The 15,621-nt window shown below is 64.7% G+C and carries 15 protein-coding genes and 1 pseudogene; 9 read left to right on the top strand and 7 right to left on the bottom strand.

Translation table 11 applies throughout. From position 1 onward, the window contains the following. Positions 1-55: 55 nt before the first annotated feature. Both AC1Q6V_RS21815 and AC1Q6V_RS21810 read left to right on the top strand, forming a co-directional pair. Positions 56-679: an FMN-binding negative transcriptional regulator gene (locus AC1Q6V_RS21815; RefSeq protein ID WP_010812778.1), complete on the top strand. Its 624-nt coding sequence runs from the start codon at positions 56-58 to the stop codon at positions 677-679. A gap of 53 nt (positions 680-732) precedes the next feature. Next, on the top strand, positions 733-1,350 hold the full coding sequence (locus AC1Q6V_RS21810; protein WP_010812777.1) for a LysE family translocator: 618 nt from the start codon (positions 733-735) through the stop codon (positions 1,348-1,350). Between the two features lie 41 nt (positions 1,351-1,391). On the opposite strand, the gene AC1Q6V_RS21805 is transcribed toward AC1Q6V_RS21810, so the two are convergent. After that, entirely contained in the window at positions 1,392-4,958 is a 3,567-nt protein-coding gene (locus AC1Q6V_RS21805; RefSeq protein ID WP_454749710.1) for an indolepyruvate ferredoxin oxidoreductase family protein, read from the bottom strand. Positions 4,959-5,077: 119 nt separating this feature from the next. On the opposite strand from AC1Q6V_RS21805, the gene AC1Q6V_RS21800 reads away from it, so the two are divergent. Next, the gene (locus AC1Q6V_RS21800; protein ID WP_010812775.1) at positions 5,078-6,013 is read left to right on the top strand and encodes a LysR substrate-binding domain-containing protein; all 936 of its coding nucleotides are present in this window, start codon (positions 5,078-5,080) and stop codon (positions 6,011-6,013) included. 37 nt (positions 6,014-6,050) lie between these two features. On the opposite strand, the gene AC1Q6V_RS21795 is transcribed toward AC1Q6V_RS21800, so the two are convergent. After that, a complete protein-coding gene (locus tag AC1Q6V_RS21795) occupies positions 6,051-7,070 on the bottom strand; it encodes a LysR family transcriptional regulator (protein ID WP_058696542.1) in 1,020 nt (339 codons plus the stop codon). Positions 7,071-7,442: 372 nt separating this feature from the next. Here AC1Q6V_RS21795 and AC1Q6V_RS21790 point away from each other — a divergent pair, with 372 nt between their 5' ends. The 3 genes from AC1Q6V_RS21790 (at position 7,443) to AC1Q6V_RS21780 (ending at position 9,886) form a co-directional block, all read left to right on the top strand. Then, a complete protein-coding gene (locus AC1Q6V_RS21790; protein ID WP_454749711.1) occupies positions 7,443-8,459 on the top strand; it encodes a GlxA family transcriptional regulator in 1,017 nt (338 codons plus the stop codon). Between the two features lie 144 nt (positions 8,460-8,603). Next, the gene (locus AC1Q6V_RS21785) at positions 8,604-9,362 is read left to right on the top strand and encodes an SDR family oxidoreductase (protein WP_010812772.1); all 759 of its coding nucleotides are present in this window, start codon (positions 8,604-8,606) and stop codon (positions 9,360-9,362) included. Positions 9,363-9,379: 17 nt separating this feature from the next. After that, a complete protein-coding gene (locus AC1Q6V_RS21780; RefSeq protein WP_011617575.1) occupies positions 9,380-9,886 on the top strand; it encodes an Ohr family peroxiredoxin in 507 nt (168 codons plus the stop codon). Positions 9,887-9,958: 72 nt separating this feature from the next. Here AC1Q6V_RS21780 and AC1Q6V_RS21775 read toward each other — a convergent pair whose 3' ends face one another. After that, entirely contained in the window at positions 9,959-10,300 is a 342-nt protein-coding gene (locus AC1Q6V_RS21775) for a cupin domain-containing protein (protein ID WP_371258340.1), read from the bottom strand. A 73-nt stretch (positions 10,301-10,373) separates the two neighbouring features. Next, positions 10,374-10,853 (bottom strand): carboxymuconolactone decarboxylase family protein, encoded by a 480-nt coding sequence (locus AC1Q6V_RS21770; protein ID WP_010812769.1) that lies wholly within the window; start codon positions 10,851-10,853, stop codon positions 10,374-10,376. A gap of 363 nt (positions 10,854-11,216) precedes the next feature. On the opposite strand from AC1Q6V_RS21770, the gene AC1Q6V_RS21765 reads away from it, so the two are divergent. Further along, positions 11,217-11,708, top strand: a complete 492-nt coding sequence (locus AC1Q6V_RS21765) for a polyhydroxyalkanoate granule-associated phasin (protein ID WP_231881453.1) — start codon at positions 11,217-11,219, stop codon at positions 11,706-11,708. A 40-nt stretch (positions 11,709-11,748) separates the two neighbouring features. Here AC1Q6V_RS21765 and AC1Q6V_RS21760 read toward each other — a convergent pair whose 3' ends face one another. The 3 genes from AC1Q6V_RS21760 to AC1Q6V_RS21750 form a co-directional block, all read right to left on the bottom strand. Beyond that, positions 11,749-13,122 carry an MFS transporter gene (locus tag AC1Q6V_RS21760; protein WP_454749714.1) on the bottom strand — a complete coding sequence of 458 codons (1,374 nt, stop codon included), beginning with the start codon at positions 13,120-13,122 and terminating at the stop codon, positions 11,749-11,751. Positions 13,123-13,546: 424 nt separating this feature from the next. Next, positions 13,547-14,326 (bottom strand): SDR family oxidoreductase, encoded by a 780-nt coding sequence (locus tag AC1Q6V_RS21755; protein ID WP_454749712.1) that lies wholly within the window; start codon positions 14,324-14,326, stop codon positions 13,547-13,549. Continuing rightward, entirely contained in the window at positions 14,323-14,652 is a 330-nt protein-coding gene (locus AC1Q6V_RS21750; RefSeq protein WP_439669266.1) for a nuclear transport factor 2 family protein, read from the bottom strand. Before AC1Q6V_RS21750 ends, AC1Q6V_RS21755 begins: the two co-directional genes overlap by 4 nt. A gap of 90 nt (positions 14,653-14,742) precedes the next feature. On the opposite strand from AC1Q6V_RS21750, the gene AC1Q6V_RS21745 reads away from it, so the two are divergent. Beyond that, on the top strand, positions 14,743-15,081 hold the full coding sequence (locus AC1Q6V_RS21745; RefSeq protein WP_011617580.1) for a winged helix-turn-helix transcriptional regulator: 339 nt from the start codon (positions 14,743-14,745) through the stop codon (positions 15,079-15,081). 311 nt (positions 15,082-15,392) lie between these two features. After that, positions 15,393-15,533 (top strand): annotated as a pseudogene (locus AC1Q6V_RS21740) (transposase); the annotation flags it as partial. Positions 15,534-15,621 lie beyond the last annotated feature (88 nt).

The following is a 15,621-nucleotide window of genomic DNA, read 5'->3' as shown; positions in this document are numbered from 1 at the left end:
TTGTGCCAGTTGTCGGCGACAGTATCGAGCATTCCATCGCTTCCGATTCCCCACCATGTATATTCCTGCTCACTTTGCTGAAAACCGGCCAGAGGAACTGGGCCGCATCATCCGCGAGCACCCGCTGGGGATGCTGGTTACGCAAGGCAGCGCCGGACTGGATGCCGACCACATCCCGTTCGAGTTCGATCCCGGCGAGGGAACCCACGGCGTGCTCACAGCCCACGTGGCCCGCGCGAACCCACTCTGGCAGCGTTGCCCCACCGGCTCGCCGGTCATGGTCGTGTTCCGGGGCGCCGAGGCCTATATCTCGCCCAACTGGTACCCGAGCAAGCATGAGGCGCACCGCCAGGTGCCGACCTGGAACTACGAGGTGGTGCACGCGCACGGCACGATCACCGTGCATGACGACGAGCGTTTTGTTCGCCGCCTGGTTGCGCGCCTGACACGGCGGCACGAGGCAGCCGAACCCAGGCCCTGGAAGATGGGGGACTCCGCGCCGGAGTACATCGACAGCATGCTGCGCAACATCGTGGGCATCGAGATCGCCGTCACTTCGCTGGTGGGCAAGGTCAAGCTCAGCCAGAACAAGGAGTTGCGGGACCGCCTCGGTGCCGCCGAGACCCTGGAGGCGCGGGGGTATGGCGAACTTGCGCAGTCCATGCGCAAGGCTGGTTGAATTGCCCCCGGGCCCGCGCTCAGCTTTTCCTCACCATTGACGAATACCCCGCCATGTCATTCATCCCCTTCCTGATCGCAGCCATCGTTCTCGCCATCACCCCCGGCCCGGCCATCGCCTATGTCGTTGCACGAACGGTGGCTGGCGGCCGATCCGCAGGCCTGGCTTCATGCTTCGGCACCGCCCTCGGAGGCTTGCTCCATGTGCTCGCGGCAGCCTTGGGCCTGTCGCTGGTCATTGCCCAGTCGGCCGTGGCATTCAACCTGCTCAAGTATCTGGGTGCTGCTTATCTGGTGTACCTGGGGATTCGCATGCTGATGCGCAAGCAGGCGCCGGTCACGCTCGAAACCATGCCATCCAGAGGTGCGCGCCGCGCTCTGGTCGAGGGCATCATGGTCGAGGTCCTGAACGTCAAGACGGCGCTGTTCTTTCTGGCGTTCCTGCCGCAGTTTGTCTCGGCGAGCGAAGCTCTGGTGGCGCAGTTGGTGCTGTTGGGCTGCATTTGCGTCGCGCTCAATACGCTGGTCGACGTTGTTGTCGTGTTTGCCGCGCATCGTCTGCTCAAGTCCGGCGCCGCCCGCGAAGCTCGCGCCCGCTTGATGACCCGGATGTCGGGCGTGACGATGCTGGGCCTGGGCGCCTTTCTGGCGCTCGCCCGGCGCGAAGCATAGACAGGGGGGCGGTTCGGCGCAGGGCTCGAACCGCCCGCCCCTCAAGCAGCAGCCCGCCGGGCCGCGCCGCGATACTGCGCCAGCAACGCGTCCCGCCGTACTGCCGCCGCATCCATACTGGCCTCCTTCACGTGGCCGTAGCCGCGGATATCCTCCGGCAACGCGGCAAGCGCCAGCGCGGTGTCGACGTTGTCCGCGCTCAGGGACGCCGCGAACTCGTCGACCAAGGCCAGATAGTCGTTGACCAGCGCCCGCTCGGCGCGGCGCTCGGCAGTCTTGCCAAACACATCGAACGCCGTGCCACGCAACCCCTTCAGGCGCGCCAGCAAGCGGAATGCCGTCATCGTGCGCGGACCGAAGCGGCGCTTGACCGGGTGGCCCTTGTCGGTCTTGGCCAGCAGCGGCGGCGCCAGCCAGAAGTTGAGCTGGTAGTCGCGGCCGGGCTCCCCTTCAAACTGGGCGCGCAGCTTGTCCAGGAAGGCGGGATCGGCGTAGAGGCGCGCCACCTCGTATTCGTCTTTGTAGGCCATCAGCTTGGCCAGGTTGCGGGCCACGGCCTCGGTCAGCGGCAGCTTGCGGTCGATGCCCAGTTGCTGCTCCGCGGCGCGGATGCGCTCGACAGCCTCGCGGTAGCGGGCGGCATATGCAGAGTTCTGGTATTCGGCCAGCATCGTCTCGCGCTTGCGGATCAGGGTGTCGAGCGCCTGCGGGATTGCCACGACCTGTGCGGCCGGGGCCGCCGGAGCACCCGGCAAGTGCGCCTTGACCGCCGCCTCGCCATGGTGCGCGAGATACCGCCCCCATTCGAATGCCAGCCGGTTCTTGTCGATCGACACCCCATTGAGTTCGATCGCGCGCAGCAGGCTTTCACGCTGCAGCGGGATCCAGCCCTTCTGCCAGGCAAAGCCGAGCAACAGCGGGTTGGAGTAGATGGCGTCGGCCAGCAGGGTCACCGCCCATGCGCTGGCGTCGAAGAATGCGCAGGCATCGCCCACGCTGGCGCGCAGGTCCTGCTCGGCGCTGGCACCGGGGAACTTCCACTTCGGGTTCTTGATGAATTCCGCGGTGGGCGTGTTGGCGCTGTTGACCACGGCGGCGGTCAGGCCATGCCGGACCTTCGACAACACCTCGGGCGACGCCGAGACGATGGCGTCGCCCCCGATCACCAGGCGCGCCTCACCCGTCGCGATACGCGTCGCATGCAGGTGGTCCGGGCCCGGTGCGATCTGCACGTGGCTGATCACAGCCCCGCCCTTCTGTGCCAGGCCAGCCATGTCGAGCACGGTCACGCCCTTGCGTTCAAGGTGCGATGCCATGCCCAGCAGGCCGCCGATGGTGACCACGCCAGTGCCGCCCACACCGGTGACCAGCACGCCGTACGGCCGCTCCAGGGCCGGCAGCCGCGGCAGCGGCAGCGCCTCGAAGTCGGCGCCGGTGCCTTTGCCACCCGCTGCCGCGGGCTTGCGCACCTGCGCCCCCTCGGCAGTGACAAAGCTCGGGCAGAAGCCGTTGACGCAGGAGAAATCCTTGTTGCACGACGACTGGTTGATCTTGCGCTTGGTCCCGAGTTCGGTCTCCAGCGGCTCCACCGACAGGCAGTTGGACTTGGCCGAGCAATCGCCGCAGCCCTCGCAGACCGCGTCGTTGATAAAGGCGCGCTTGGCCGGGTCAGGATAGGTGCCGCGCTTGCGGCGGCGGCGCTTCTCGGTCGCGCAGGTCTGGTCGTAGATCAGGATGGTGACGCCCGCGGTATCGCGCAGCTCGACCTGGACGGCGTCGAGCTGGTCGCGGTGGAACACGGCCACGCCAGACGGCAGCATGGCGCCGTCGCCATACTTCTGCGGCTCGTCGGTGACGACGACCAGCTTCTTCGCGCCCTCGGCCAGCACCTGGTGCGCAATCTGCGGCACCGTCAGCACGCCGTCGATGGGCTGCCCGCCGGTCATTGCCACGGCGTCATTGAACAGGATCTTGTAGGTGATATTGGCCTTGGCCGCGATCGATGCGCGGATGGCCAGCAGCCCCGAGTGGAAATACGTGCCGTCGCCCAGGTTGGCAAACACGTGCTTGTCGCCGGTGAAATGCATCTGGCCGGTCCAGGCCACGCCTTCGCCGCCCATCTGGCTGAAGGTGTCGGTATTGCGGTCCATCCACAGGGTCATGTAGTGGCACCCGATGCCGGCCAGCGCACGCGAGCCCTCCGGCACGCGCGTGGACGTATTGTGCGGGCACCCCGAGCAGAACCAGGGCTTGCGCTCCACCGCGATGCGCGGCTGCGCGGCCTCGCGCTCCTTGGCCTCGATCAGCGCCACGCGCGCGGCAATGCGTGCGCGCACCGCTTCCGGCAGGTCAAAACGTTCCAGCCGGCGGGCGATGGCCTTGGCGATCAGCGCCGGCGACAATTCATAGTGCGCGGGCAGCAGCCAGTTGCCACGCGGCACCGACCACTCGCCGCCATCGTTGCCACGCTGGTCGAACTTGCCGAAGACCTTGGGCCGCACATCCTCGCGCCAGTTGTACAGCTCTTCCTTGAGTGCGTATTCGAGGATCTGCCGCTTCTCTTCCACCACCAGGATCTCTTCCAGGCCGGTGGCGAACTCACGGGCGCCGTGCGCCTCCAGCGGCCACACGCAACCCACCTTGTAGACGCGGATGCCGATGCGGGCGCAGGTGTCATCGTCCAGGCCCAGGTCTGCGAGCGCCTGGCGCACGTCCAGGTACGCCTTGCCGGCGGTCATGATGCCGAAGCGCGCGTTCGGCGAATCGAGCACGACGCGATTGAGGCGGTTGGCCCGCACATAGGCCAGCGCCGCATACCACTTGTGGTCAAGCAGCCGCGCCTCCTGCTCCAGCGGGGAATCGGGCCAGCGGATATTGAGTCCGCCCTGCGGCATGACAAAGTCCTGCGGCAGCGCGATCTGCACGCGCTCGGGATCGATCTCGACCGAGGCGGTCGACTCCACCACGTCGGTGACGCACTTCATTGCCACCCACAGGCCGGAATACCGGCTCATGGCCCAGCCATGCAGGCCGTAGTCGAGGTACTCCTGCACATTGGCGGGGTACAGCACCGGGATGCCGGCGGCCTGCAGCACGTGCTCCGACTGGTGCGCCACGGTGGAGGACTTGGCGGCATGGTCGTCGCCGGCCAGCAGCAGCACGCCGCCATGGCGCGACGAGCCGGCCGAATTGGCGTGCTTGAGCACGTCGATGGACCGGTCCACGCCCGGCCCCTTGCCATACCACATCGAGAACACGCCGTCGCGCGTGGCGCCGGGGAACAGGTTGACCTGCTGGCTGCCCCAGACGGCGGTCGCGGCAAGGTCTTCGTTGACGCCGGGCTGGAACACCACGTCGCTGGCCGCCAGGTGCTGCTTGGCCTTCCACAGGGCCTGGTCGACGCCGCCCAGCGGCGAGCCGCGATAGCCCGAGATAATGCCGGCGGTGTTGAGGCCGGCGGCGCGGTCGCGCGCCTTCTGTAGCATTGGCAGGCGGACCAGGGCCTGCACGCCGCTCATGTAGACGCGGCCCTGCTCCAGGGTGTACTTGTCGTCCAGGCTGGCGCTGGCCAGGGCTTCGAGCAAGGCGGGGTTCAGCGGGGCATTCACGATCTCAGTCTCCGTGCTTGTTCTCTTGTATCCGGAGCAGTTTAGAAATCCGTGCCGTCATCGTAAAATCATGAATTCAAACACCTGATATCTGAAAAACGGATAACCCGGAGATTCCCATGTTCAAGGCGCGCGAAGGCTCGGAAAGACTGGCCAAGGAAGTCACGCTGAGGCAGTTCCGCTACTTCGTCGCGGCCGCGGAGACCGGGCAATTCTCGATGGCCGCGACCGCCGAGCATGTCTCGCAGTCGGCCATCACCAATGCCGTGCTGGCGCTTGAGCAGCGCCTGGCGGTACGCCTGTTCGAGCGCCGGCCCCATGGGGTGACGTTGACGGCAGAAGGCCACCTCTTCTTCCAGCACGCCCGCCAGATCCTGGATTCGGTCGAGGATGCGCTGCGCGAGCCGCGCTTCCAGGTGCACGGGTTGCAGGGCAGCGTGCGCCTTGCCGCCTCCTATACGGTGCTGGGCTACTTCCTGCCGGGGCTGCTGGCGCGCTTTCGCACCAACTATCCGGACATCGAACTGGATCTGCTCGACATGGACCGGCCCGATATCGAGCGGGCCGTGCTGGCGGGGGAGATCGAGCTGGGCATCGCGCTGCTGTCGAACCTGGAGCGGCCCCAGCGCTTCCAGCGCCATACGCTGATGCGATCCCGGCGCCAGTTGTGGACTTCGTCCAGCCATCCGCTGCTGGCCGTCGAGCGCCCTTCGCTGCGCGATATTGCGGCCTATCCGTATATCCTCATCACCGTGGACGAGGCCGAGGAATCCACGCTGCGTTACTGGCGCAGCCACCGGCTCGCACCCAAGGTCGCATTCCGGACCGGCTCGATGGAGGCCCTGCGCGGGCTGGTGGCGCATGGCTTCGGCGTCACCGTGCTGTCCGACATGGTGTATCGCCCGTGGTCACTGGAGGGAAAGCAGATCGAGGCCCGCCCGATTGCCAATGCGGTGCCGGACATGGAGGTTGGCATGCTGTGGCAGCCCGGGCGCAAGCTGGGCAAGCCGGCGGATGCGCTGAGGGAGTTCCTGATTCACGCGTGCGGGAGCTGAGGCGGGACATTCGATTGCCCGCGCCCTTACAACAACGCTATCTGAAGGACCGGTAGCCTGTCGTCGAGTAGTCCGTGTAGAAATCCGCCAGGCAATGCAGATTGAGCGCCCGGATCTCTTCAGTCATGAAGTCAACAAAAACGCGGATGCGCGAGGGCAGGTGCTGGCGGCTGAGGTAACAGATGTAATGCCCGCGGTCGTCAGGCGCATACCGTCCCATGGCGATGACCAGTTCGCCGCGGGCGATGCGGTCGCAGGCCTGGTAGCCCGCCATCTGCGCGATGCCCAGCCCGTCGAGCACCGCCGCCAGCACCAGCTCAGGGTCATTGAACGTCAGCCTTGCGGCAGGCACAACCTTGCGCACATGCCCCTCGACCTTGAATTCCCATTCAAGGATGCGCGCGCCGGCGATGCGGGTGTTGATGCATTCGTGCCGGGCGAGATCCTCCAGCGTCGACGGTAGTCCATGCCGCGCCGCGTAGGCAGGAGACGCGCACACAGCCATCTGCATCGGGATCAGCTGCTTCGCAACGATGCTTGAATCCTCGATGCGGCCATTGCGGAACGCGACGTCGATGTTCCCGGCCGCGAAGTCCGTTGGCCGGTCATCGAGCACCAGGTCCAGGGAAATGTCCGGATAAGCCGCCGAGAACTTCGACAGCAGCGGCGCCACCACCTTGCGCCCGAAGCCGGCCGTCGCGCTAATGCGAAGCAGGCCGCTTGGCGGTCCAAGGCGCAGTTCCAGCATGTCGTTCATGGCCTCGACGATATGCGCCACGCCCTGGTGGCAGTTCTCGAAGAAGCGCTCGCCCTCGCGGGTCAGTTGGGTGGTGCGCGTGGTGCGCAGGAACAGCCGCGTGCTCAGCTGCGTTTCCAGCTTCAGGACGTTGCGGCTGACCGCTGAGCGGCCGATGCCCAGCCGCTCGCCCGCCTTGGAGAAGCTGCCCTCGGTGGCGACCGCCATGAAGGCGATGATGCCGGCGTAGCTTGCCGCGAAACTGGCGGACAGCCCGTCCGCGCGATCCGGCGGGCCGGGGCGAAAGCCCCGCTGCGGCATACCGGTTACGTCTCTATCCGCCCCCCCGCGGTTGACAGGGGACGTCGGGCGAACGTCTGGAACGACGATGTCCATGTCATTGCCTTTCGGAGCGGCGCAACGAATGAGGGTCCACGCTGTGCGGTGCACAACCATGGCATGATCGTAATGACACGCCATGCCCGGGTAAATGACAGATGCCCCTGGATTTCTGCCAACCGGCCTGGCGCGAGCGGCGACAATGCAGACATGAAGCAGCGGAAGGCGCCGGTCCACAGGGCCTTCCGCTGCGATCCGTGGCGAAGGCGTCGCACTGCGCGTGCTTGCCGGCCACATGCCTTGCGCGGGATCGCGCCGGCGGCATAACATCCATCGACTTTCAAGATCCCTGCCATGGTTCCCTCTCCGCCTGCGCCCTCTTCCCGGACACTTGACGACCAGCCACGCAATCTTCTGTTCGTGGCCTTCCCGGACATGAGCCTGCTTGATCTCACCGGACCGCAAACTGTGTTCTGGGCTGCCTCCCGGTTTGCACGCGAACGCGGCTTCGCCGGCTACCGGAGCCACCTGGCAAGCGAGCACGGCGGCCTGGTTGCCTCGGCCGAAGGCACCGCCGTGCAGGCCATGGCGCTCTCGGAAATCGATCTGCAGCACATCGATACGATCATCCTCCCGGGTGCCCCCGAGATGGTCAGGGTGCTCGACAGCGCCACCTCGCTGGTCGCCTGGCTGCAGCAGGCCGCCGGACAGGTACGCCGCGTTGCCTCGGTCTGCAGCGGGGCCTTCCTGCTTGCGCAAGCGGGCTTGCTTGACGGCAGGCGCGCTGCCACTCACTGGGCGATGCATGCGCAGTTCCGCGCGCGCTTTGCCTCGGTCGAACTGGACCGGGACGCCATTTTCGTCCGCCAGGACCGCATCTGGACCTCGGCCGGCGTGACCACCGGCATCGACATGGCGCTTGCGCTGGTCGAGGACGACTATGGCCACGATATCTCGCTGAGCGCGGCCAGGGAGCTGGCGGTCTTCATCAAGCGGCCGGGCACGCAGCCACAGATCAGCGAGATCCTGCTGGCGCAGAGCCGGCACGTGCCGCTGTTCGAGGCGCTCCATCTATGGATCATCGAAAACCTGTCGCGGGAAGGGCTGTCAGTGGAACAGCTCGCCGAACAGGTCGGAATGAGCCCCCGCAACTTTGCCCGGGTCTACAAGCAAAAGACCGGGCGCACCCCGGCCAAGGGGGTTGAGCATTTCCGGCTGGAAGCCGCACGCCGGCTGCTCCAGGACCTGCATCTGCCGGTGGAGCAGATCGCAAGGCAGTGCGGCTTCGGCAGCGAGGAACGGATGCGCCTTACGTTCCAGCGCAACCTGGGCTTCTCGCCCAGCGAGTATCGGTCGAAGGTGACCGGCTGAGAAAACGCCACAACCCGGCCGCACCATTGGTGCCGAACGGGAAACACCATGCGTCCGCCGCCGGCGCTACCGTCACTGCACCCCTTCGCCTAGCATGGGACATGGGTTGGATGCCCATCCCTTCCACCAGAATCGAGGTGCATGATGAAGATCGTTGTGATTGGAGGTACTGGCCTGATCGGCAGCAAGGTCGTCGCCCGGCTTGCCGGGCAAGGCCATGAAGTCGTTGCCGCGTCTCCGCAGACCGGCGTGAATGCGCTGACAGGCGAAGGCCTGAGCCAGGCACTTGCCGGGGCGCAGGTTGTCGTGGACGTGGCCAACTCGCCATCGTTCGCGGATGATGCCGTCCTGCATTTCTTCGAGACGTCCGGCCGCAACCTTGCGGCGGCGGAGAAGGCAGCCGGTGTCGCGCACCATGTGGCGCTGTCAGTGGTCGGCACGGACAAGCTCTCACAAAGTGGCTACTTCCGCGGCAAGATTGCGCAGGAAGCGCTGATCCGGAACGCCGGCATCCCTTACACCATTGTCCGCTCCACGCAGTTCCTCGAATTCCTTGGCGGCATCGTCCAGTCGGGCGCCGATGGCGATTCCGTGCGCCTGTCATCCGCATCGATCCAGCCGATTGCCTCGGATGACGTGGCCGAAGCTGTGGCCGACCACGCCCTTGCCGATCCCGTCAACGGCATCGTCGATATCGCCGGGCCGGAACGCTTCCACCTGAGCGACCTCGTGCAACGCTATCTCGATGCCACCAAGGATCCGCGCAAGGTTGTCGTCGATGGCAAGGCCCGCTATTTCGGCGCCGAACTGCAAGACGATACGCTGGTACCGGAAGGCCCGGCACGCCTGGGCAAGACCGCTTTCGAAGCGTGGCTGCGACAGAGCCAGAAGCCGAAGGCCTGACAACGCGGGCGGGCCATATGGACAACAAGGGGCTGCAAGCCCCCCCGCTGAGCCTGCTCGACAAGTATCGCGGGCAGGGCTTCCACGCCCTCTACACCACGACCGTCACCGTCTCGGGCGGGGAAACCGGACACGGCCGCGCCTCGGGCGTGGCGCGTTCCGACGACGGCAATCTTGTCATCGACCTGCGGCTGCCGGCGGCGCTGGGCGGCCCCGGCCACGGCCACGGCACCAATCCCGAGCAGTTGTTCGCCGCGGGATATGCCGCCTGCTTTCATGGGGCGCTGAACCTGCTGGCCCAGCGATCCAATGTCAGCGTCGACAACCTCGCAGTGGAAGTGGAGATAGCGTTCGGCCGCGATCCCGTTGACGGCGGCTTCGCGCTGGCCGCGGACATCCGGGTCAGGATGCCTGGCGTGCAACGACAGGTGGCGGAAGAACTGGTGCGCAATACCGAGCGCTTCTGCCCCTATGTGAAGATGGCCAGGCAGGGCATTGTCAGCGTCGTGGCAGTGGTTGACTGAGCTGCGCGCAACGACGGGCCCGCGGATGCGATCCCTGAACCTTCGGGATCGCATCCGCAGCCGGCCAATGTGCTACTTCGTTGGCGTCAGGATCGGAGCGCCCTTGTTCTTCAGCAACAGCACCATGAACTTCGCGGGCCTGGTGTTGCTGGCGTTGCGCCCGACAGTATGAATATCGTCAGGGCCTTCGTGGAAGGTCTGCCCGGCAGTCAGCGTGACTTCCTTGCCGCCCCGGACTCCCATCACGATACTGCCCTCAAGGACATAGACGAATCCGTGCGCGTCATGGCGATGCACCGGGTCGGCGCCGCCGGGCGGGTATTCCACCACGATCATCTGCACCTCCTTGCCGGGATATTCCGGAAGCGCCTCTGTCGACAGCAGCGTCACCTTGGGCTCCGGCGGCGCAGCCATGGCCGGTTGCGCCACCAGCAGGACGGAAAGCAGCAGCGGGGCCAGGCCCAGCGTTCTGATGATTTTCACGATGTCACTCCAGCTTTGCCTTATCGAGGCCATAGGCCTTGTCGGCCGAGCCCGGCACGGTCCGGAAGGCCACGTTCAGCCGGTTCCAGCCATTGATGGCCATGACCAGAAAGGTCAGGTCCGAGAGTTCCTTTTCCGACAGATGCGCGCGCACGCGCTCGTACAGGTCATCCGGCACACCGTGCGGCGGGATATTGGTCAGCACCTCGGTCCACGCCAGCGCGGCCCGCTCGCGCGGCTGGAACAGCGTCGATTCGCGCCAGATCGCGACATGGTGAAGGCGGAGCTCTCGCTCGCCATGGATGCGCGACTGCTTGACGTGCATGTCCAGGCAGAAGGCACAGCCATTGAGTTGCGAAGCGCGAATCTCGACCAGGTCACGGATGGATGGCTCGATCGCATTGTCCTGCAGCAGGGTGCCGAATTCCAGGTACTTCTTGAAGAGTTCGGGGGACTGCTTCATGGCATTCACGCGTTGGGTCATGTCGGCTCCTGAGGGATGGAAAATGTGAAGGGATGCCGTGGCACTCACCACTGCGTGCCGCGGCATGGAGCAAATCGTAGGCCGCGGCGGCGCACGGCGGTAGGCGCGCCAAGGTACCCACACTGTTGAGGCTTCGACACCAATCAGGGCTTTGGCGTAGCGCGGCTCGGGGGAAGCCGCATCCTGTCGTGTCGTGCCGATCCAGCGCAGAAAACCAAAAGAAATGGTGCAATGCAACATAAATACCCCTATGCTTGGAGGCATGCCAGCCGGCTACGCCTTCGAAAAGCGACCCGGACGCCGCTCGCCTCCCAAGAACTTGCCAGGTGTCCGTTATTCATCGGATGCCGAAGGAAAACCCGCGTGCCCTCCTCCCCTCTTCCGCAGCCGATCCTCGACGCTTCTGCAAACTCCTCCCGCCTCTTTCGTGACATGTGCGAACTGCTCCAGGCAGCAATACATGTCGTCAGCATTCGCACCACGCGCATGGCCATCGCCGGTCCGGCGCCTGGCGAACAGGACCAGCGCGAATTCAGCCTGATGAGCGTTGAGAAAGGAGAGGCCGCGTCTGAATCGTTGCTTGCCATGGGTTCGGGATGGATCAACCTGACCATGACCCTCGCAAAGGACACCAGCGATCATCTTTGGGCGACCTCCGCGGCCGCGGCGACGCTGGCGTCCAGTCGATCCGCCGCGCAATGGTTCGAACGCCAGGCCGACCTTCTGCAATTGGCCGCCGGGTTCCCCGGCAACCCGCTGCAGCTGGCAGACCTGGCGACAAACCTGATGCAGCAGATCCTCGCGCCGATCCACGGCCGCGCGATGGCAAATGCGAAGCGCCTGCGTGCATCATGAAGGCTGCCGGGCCCGGGCGCATGCATCGCTAGGGGCGGTATTAGTCAGCAATGGTCTCCAGCGCTCTGCCACGGGTCTCGATGCCGAACCGGAACACGACGCCGGCCGCAGCAAGGAAACACAGCGCGCCAAGGCAGAACACTCCGGCCTGGCCGGCAACGGGCAGGACCAGCCCCACCAGCGCCGGACCCAGCAGCGATCCGATCCGCCCGACCGTCGACGCCATCCCGCAACCTGAAGCGCGCGCCCGCGTGGGATACAGTTCCGGCGTATAGGTATAGAGCACTGCCCACATGCCGAACATGAAGAACTGCATCATGCCGCCGGAAAGGAAGAGCGCCATGGGGTCGGGACTGGACCCGGCGACCCTGCCATAGATAAACACCATGCACGCCCCGCCCACCAGAGTCGCCACGCATGCTGGCTTGCGCCCCCAGCGCTCCACCGCCCATGCGGCCCAGAGAAAGCCGGGAATGCCGCCGATTGAGATATACACCGTGTACAGCACGGATTTGGTTACCCCGAGGCCCGATTGCTGCAGCAACGCGCCAATCCAGGTATTGAGGCCGTAGAACCCCAGCAGGGCGAAGAACCACAGGCCCCATACGGTCAAGGTCCGGCTACGGTACTCGCGGGACCAGAGCACGCGCAGGCCCGATGTGGCCGGCTCCGCCGCCGCTGCCGCCGGCGTGACTTCCGGCAACGCATCGAGCTTCATCCGCCGCATGACCGATTGCTCGATACGGTCGACAATGTCGGCCGCTTCGGCATGGCGTCCCTGCGACTCCAGCCAGCGCGGGGACTCGGGCACAAAGCGGCGGACTACGATCAGGAATAGCGCCGGGACCGCGCCGAGCAGGAACATCGTGCGCCAGGTGTAGGCGCTCAGCACGTAGTACGACATCAGCCCAGCGCAAATGAAGGCGATCGGCCAGTTTCCGTCCATCAGCGCCAGGTACTTGCCGCGCTGGCGCGCGGGAATGAATTCCGACATCAGCGTCTGCGCCAATGGCAGCTCCATGCCCATGCCGAGCCCGAGCAACAGCCGATACGCACCCAGCTCCATGGGACCGTTCGCGGTGGAGCACAGATAGCTGCCCACGCCCCAGATGATCATGCTGACCTGGAAGACCGGCTTGCGGCCGAACTTGTCCGCCAGCACCCCGGAGCTGATCGCGCCAGTGGCCATGCCGACGAAGCTGGCGCTGCCGAGCATGCCGGCCTGCGCTGCAGTCAACCCGAATTCCGTCCGAATCGATCCCAGCAGATACGTCATCATGGCCAGGTCGAGGTTATCGAAAAAGAAGGCCAGCGCAATGATGGCAAACAGAAGGCGGTGATACCCGCATACGGGTAGCCGTTCCAGCCGGTCGCCGGTGCGCACGCGCATCAGCTCGAGAGAGGTAAGCTTCATCTTGTCTCCAGTAGTTCCAGTGCCAGCGCTCTTGGGCACTGGCGGCAGGCGATAACGCATCGATGCGATATCGCCTGCTACTGTCGCGTGGAGACGCAGCCGCGACGCGCGCGGGAACGCCAAGGTCTGTCTCGCAGGTGCCAAGCCAATTGCCGCGGGTCGCGTGGCCCCCCATCGCCGATTTCCGGGGAAGGCCACTGGTCCGACGGCCGAGTTCGGCCAGCTTGAGTCGCTCAAGGAAATTTCACGACTGCCCGCTCCCGGACCGATAAGAGACAGTCGTCAATGATGCTGTGACCTTCGGCTCGTAGACCGTTGCGGCGGTCGCGAACAGAAGCCCTGTGTCGCAGAAGAGGCTTGGTCGTGGCTGCCTGTCCGTAGGCAGACACATTCGACACCAGGGCGGCCGGGCAAGCGGCTCAGATCACGCAGTCGGAACAGTTCCTCCGTCGATGACGTACTCAGTGCCGGTGATGGCGCTGGCGCGGCCAGAGACGAGGAAACCAATGAGTTCTGCCACTTCCCGGGGTGAGCATGGCCGGCCAAGAGGAATGCCGCCGAGCGAATCCATGATGACCTTGCGGGCGCCTTCCGCGTCGATGCCGCCTTGTCGGGCGATCTCGGCAACGAGACCTGCGGCGGCATCCGTCTCGACCCAGCCCGGGGAGACACGCACGACGCGAACGCCCTTCGGACTGACCTCCTTGGACAAGGCTTTGCTGTAGTTTGACAGGGCAGCCTTGGCGGCGGCATAGGCAATCGTCGCCTCCGGCAACGGTAATTGCCGCTGGATCGACGTGACGTGGATAATGACGCCCGAACGCTGCTCGACCATCGAGGGCAACAGCGCGCGATCGATGCGCACTGCCGGGAATAGGTTCAGGTTCAATGCCTTGTTCCATTCATCGTCATCTAGCACGCTGAAGCCACCGGCCGGTGCAGATGAGCCGCCCACGACGTGCACGACTATATCGACGCCACCGAACCGCTTGAGCACGGCGTCGACAATGGCTTTACAGCCCTTGGCCGTCGTGATGTCCGCCCCGATGAACCGTTCTTCGGCAAGTCCATCGGGACGGGAACGCGCCGTCGTCAGGACGTTCGCCCCTGCCTCGCAAAGGCGTGCGACGACGGCTTTGCCGACGCCTTTCGTTCCGCCCGTAACGAGCGCCCGAAGCCCCAGAAGTTCGGGTGCGGAGCTCATTGGCGAATCTCCAGCGACGCAATCCTGCCGCCGGCCAGGACGAACGTGTAGGTCAGCTCGACCGGGCTACCGGGAAATGTGCCCGTGAGTCGTGCGTGCATCGTCACAGTGGCGCCGTCCTGGGAGACGTCCAACGGCTCAATGCTGTACTGGTACCTGGTTTTGCTGTCCTTCTTCCAGGCCTGGATTGCTTCCAGCCCCTTGATCGTGCGGCCTTCGTCCCGCACGACGGCATCGGCGGTAAAGCAGTTCGAGAGAGGGGCGGAGTCGGTGACGGTTTCCGCGAGTAGATAGGCATCCAGGGGCGGAGGCAGCATCATGTTCATCGGGGTTCACCTCAACGTGAAGGTTTGCATGCCCCAATCATGGCGCTACAGTTACCGTATCGCAAGAACGCACAAAAAAGTAAGTAACCCTTGGCTAACCGAAAAAACTACACTCCCGCGACTGCCGCAATTGATGTCGAAGCCGCATTCAAGCTGCTGGAAGGCCGCTGGAAGCTGGTGATCTTGTTTCACCTTTTCGGTGGTCAGGTACAGCGCTTTTCGGACCTCGAGAGACTGATCCCCGGCATCACACAGAAGATGCTTGCCCAGCAGCTACGCCGCCTCGAAGCGGACGGCATCGTGACACGTACGGTCTATCATCAGGTGCCGCCGAAGGTGGACTACCGCCTGACTGATTGGGGCCAGGCGTTGTGCCCGGCACTGGATGCGATCCTGACATGGGCGGAGCACCGTGAAGACTTTCCGTAGGCTGCGACGAGCTTGCGTGCGTGACGCTAGCTGTCATCCAGAACTCCAATTCGCAAAGTCGTGGACGTGGTCTCATCCGCGATGGTCTCATGTCGCGCTGGAACCTGACGGTCGTCCATCTCATTTGAGAGGCAGCACTGGGTCGAACTGAGACGGCCGACCGCGCTGTGAAATCGTGTCTCCGATTTGTTCGACACTTGCAGTGCAGCATGCAATGAAGGCATCAAATCAGAATATGCGGATATCCGAATGTTCACCTCTCCGCTCACAGGAAGGCGTAACAGTTCGCTCGGGCATCGTATAGCGCGTGATGCCGGCACCCGCTGAACACAAGCGTCGTTGAGGGCATCAACAACACCATCAAAGTCATCAAGCGCCGAGCCTACGGCTACCGTGACGAGGAATACTTCTACCTAAAGATCAAGGCGGCGTTCCCCGGAATTCCTCGTTGAACCAAAAAAAAGGTTCTTCACCGATTTCCGGGGAAGGCCGCCCGGATCTTCAAGAAGAAGTAGTGGTCATCACGGAAGCCATAGGCCA

The sequence above is a fragment of the Cupriavidus sp. GW823-FHT07B10 genome (assembly GCF_058794355.1).
This window is presented reverse-complemented; position numbering and strand designations above follow the sequence as displayed.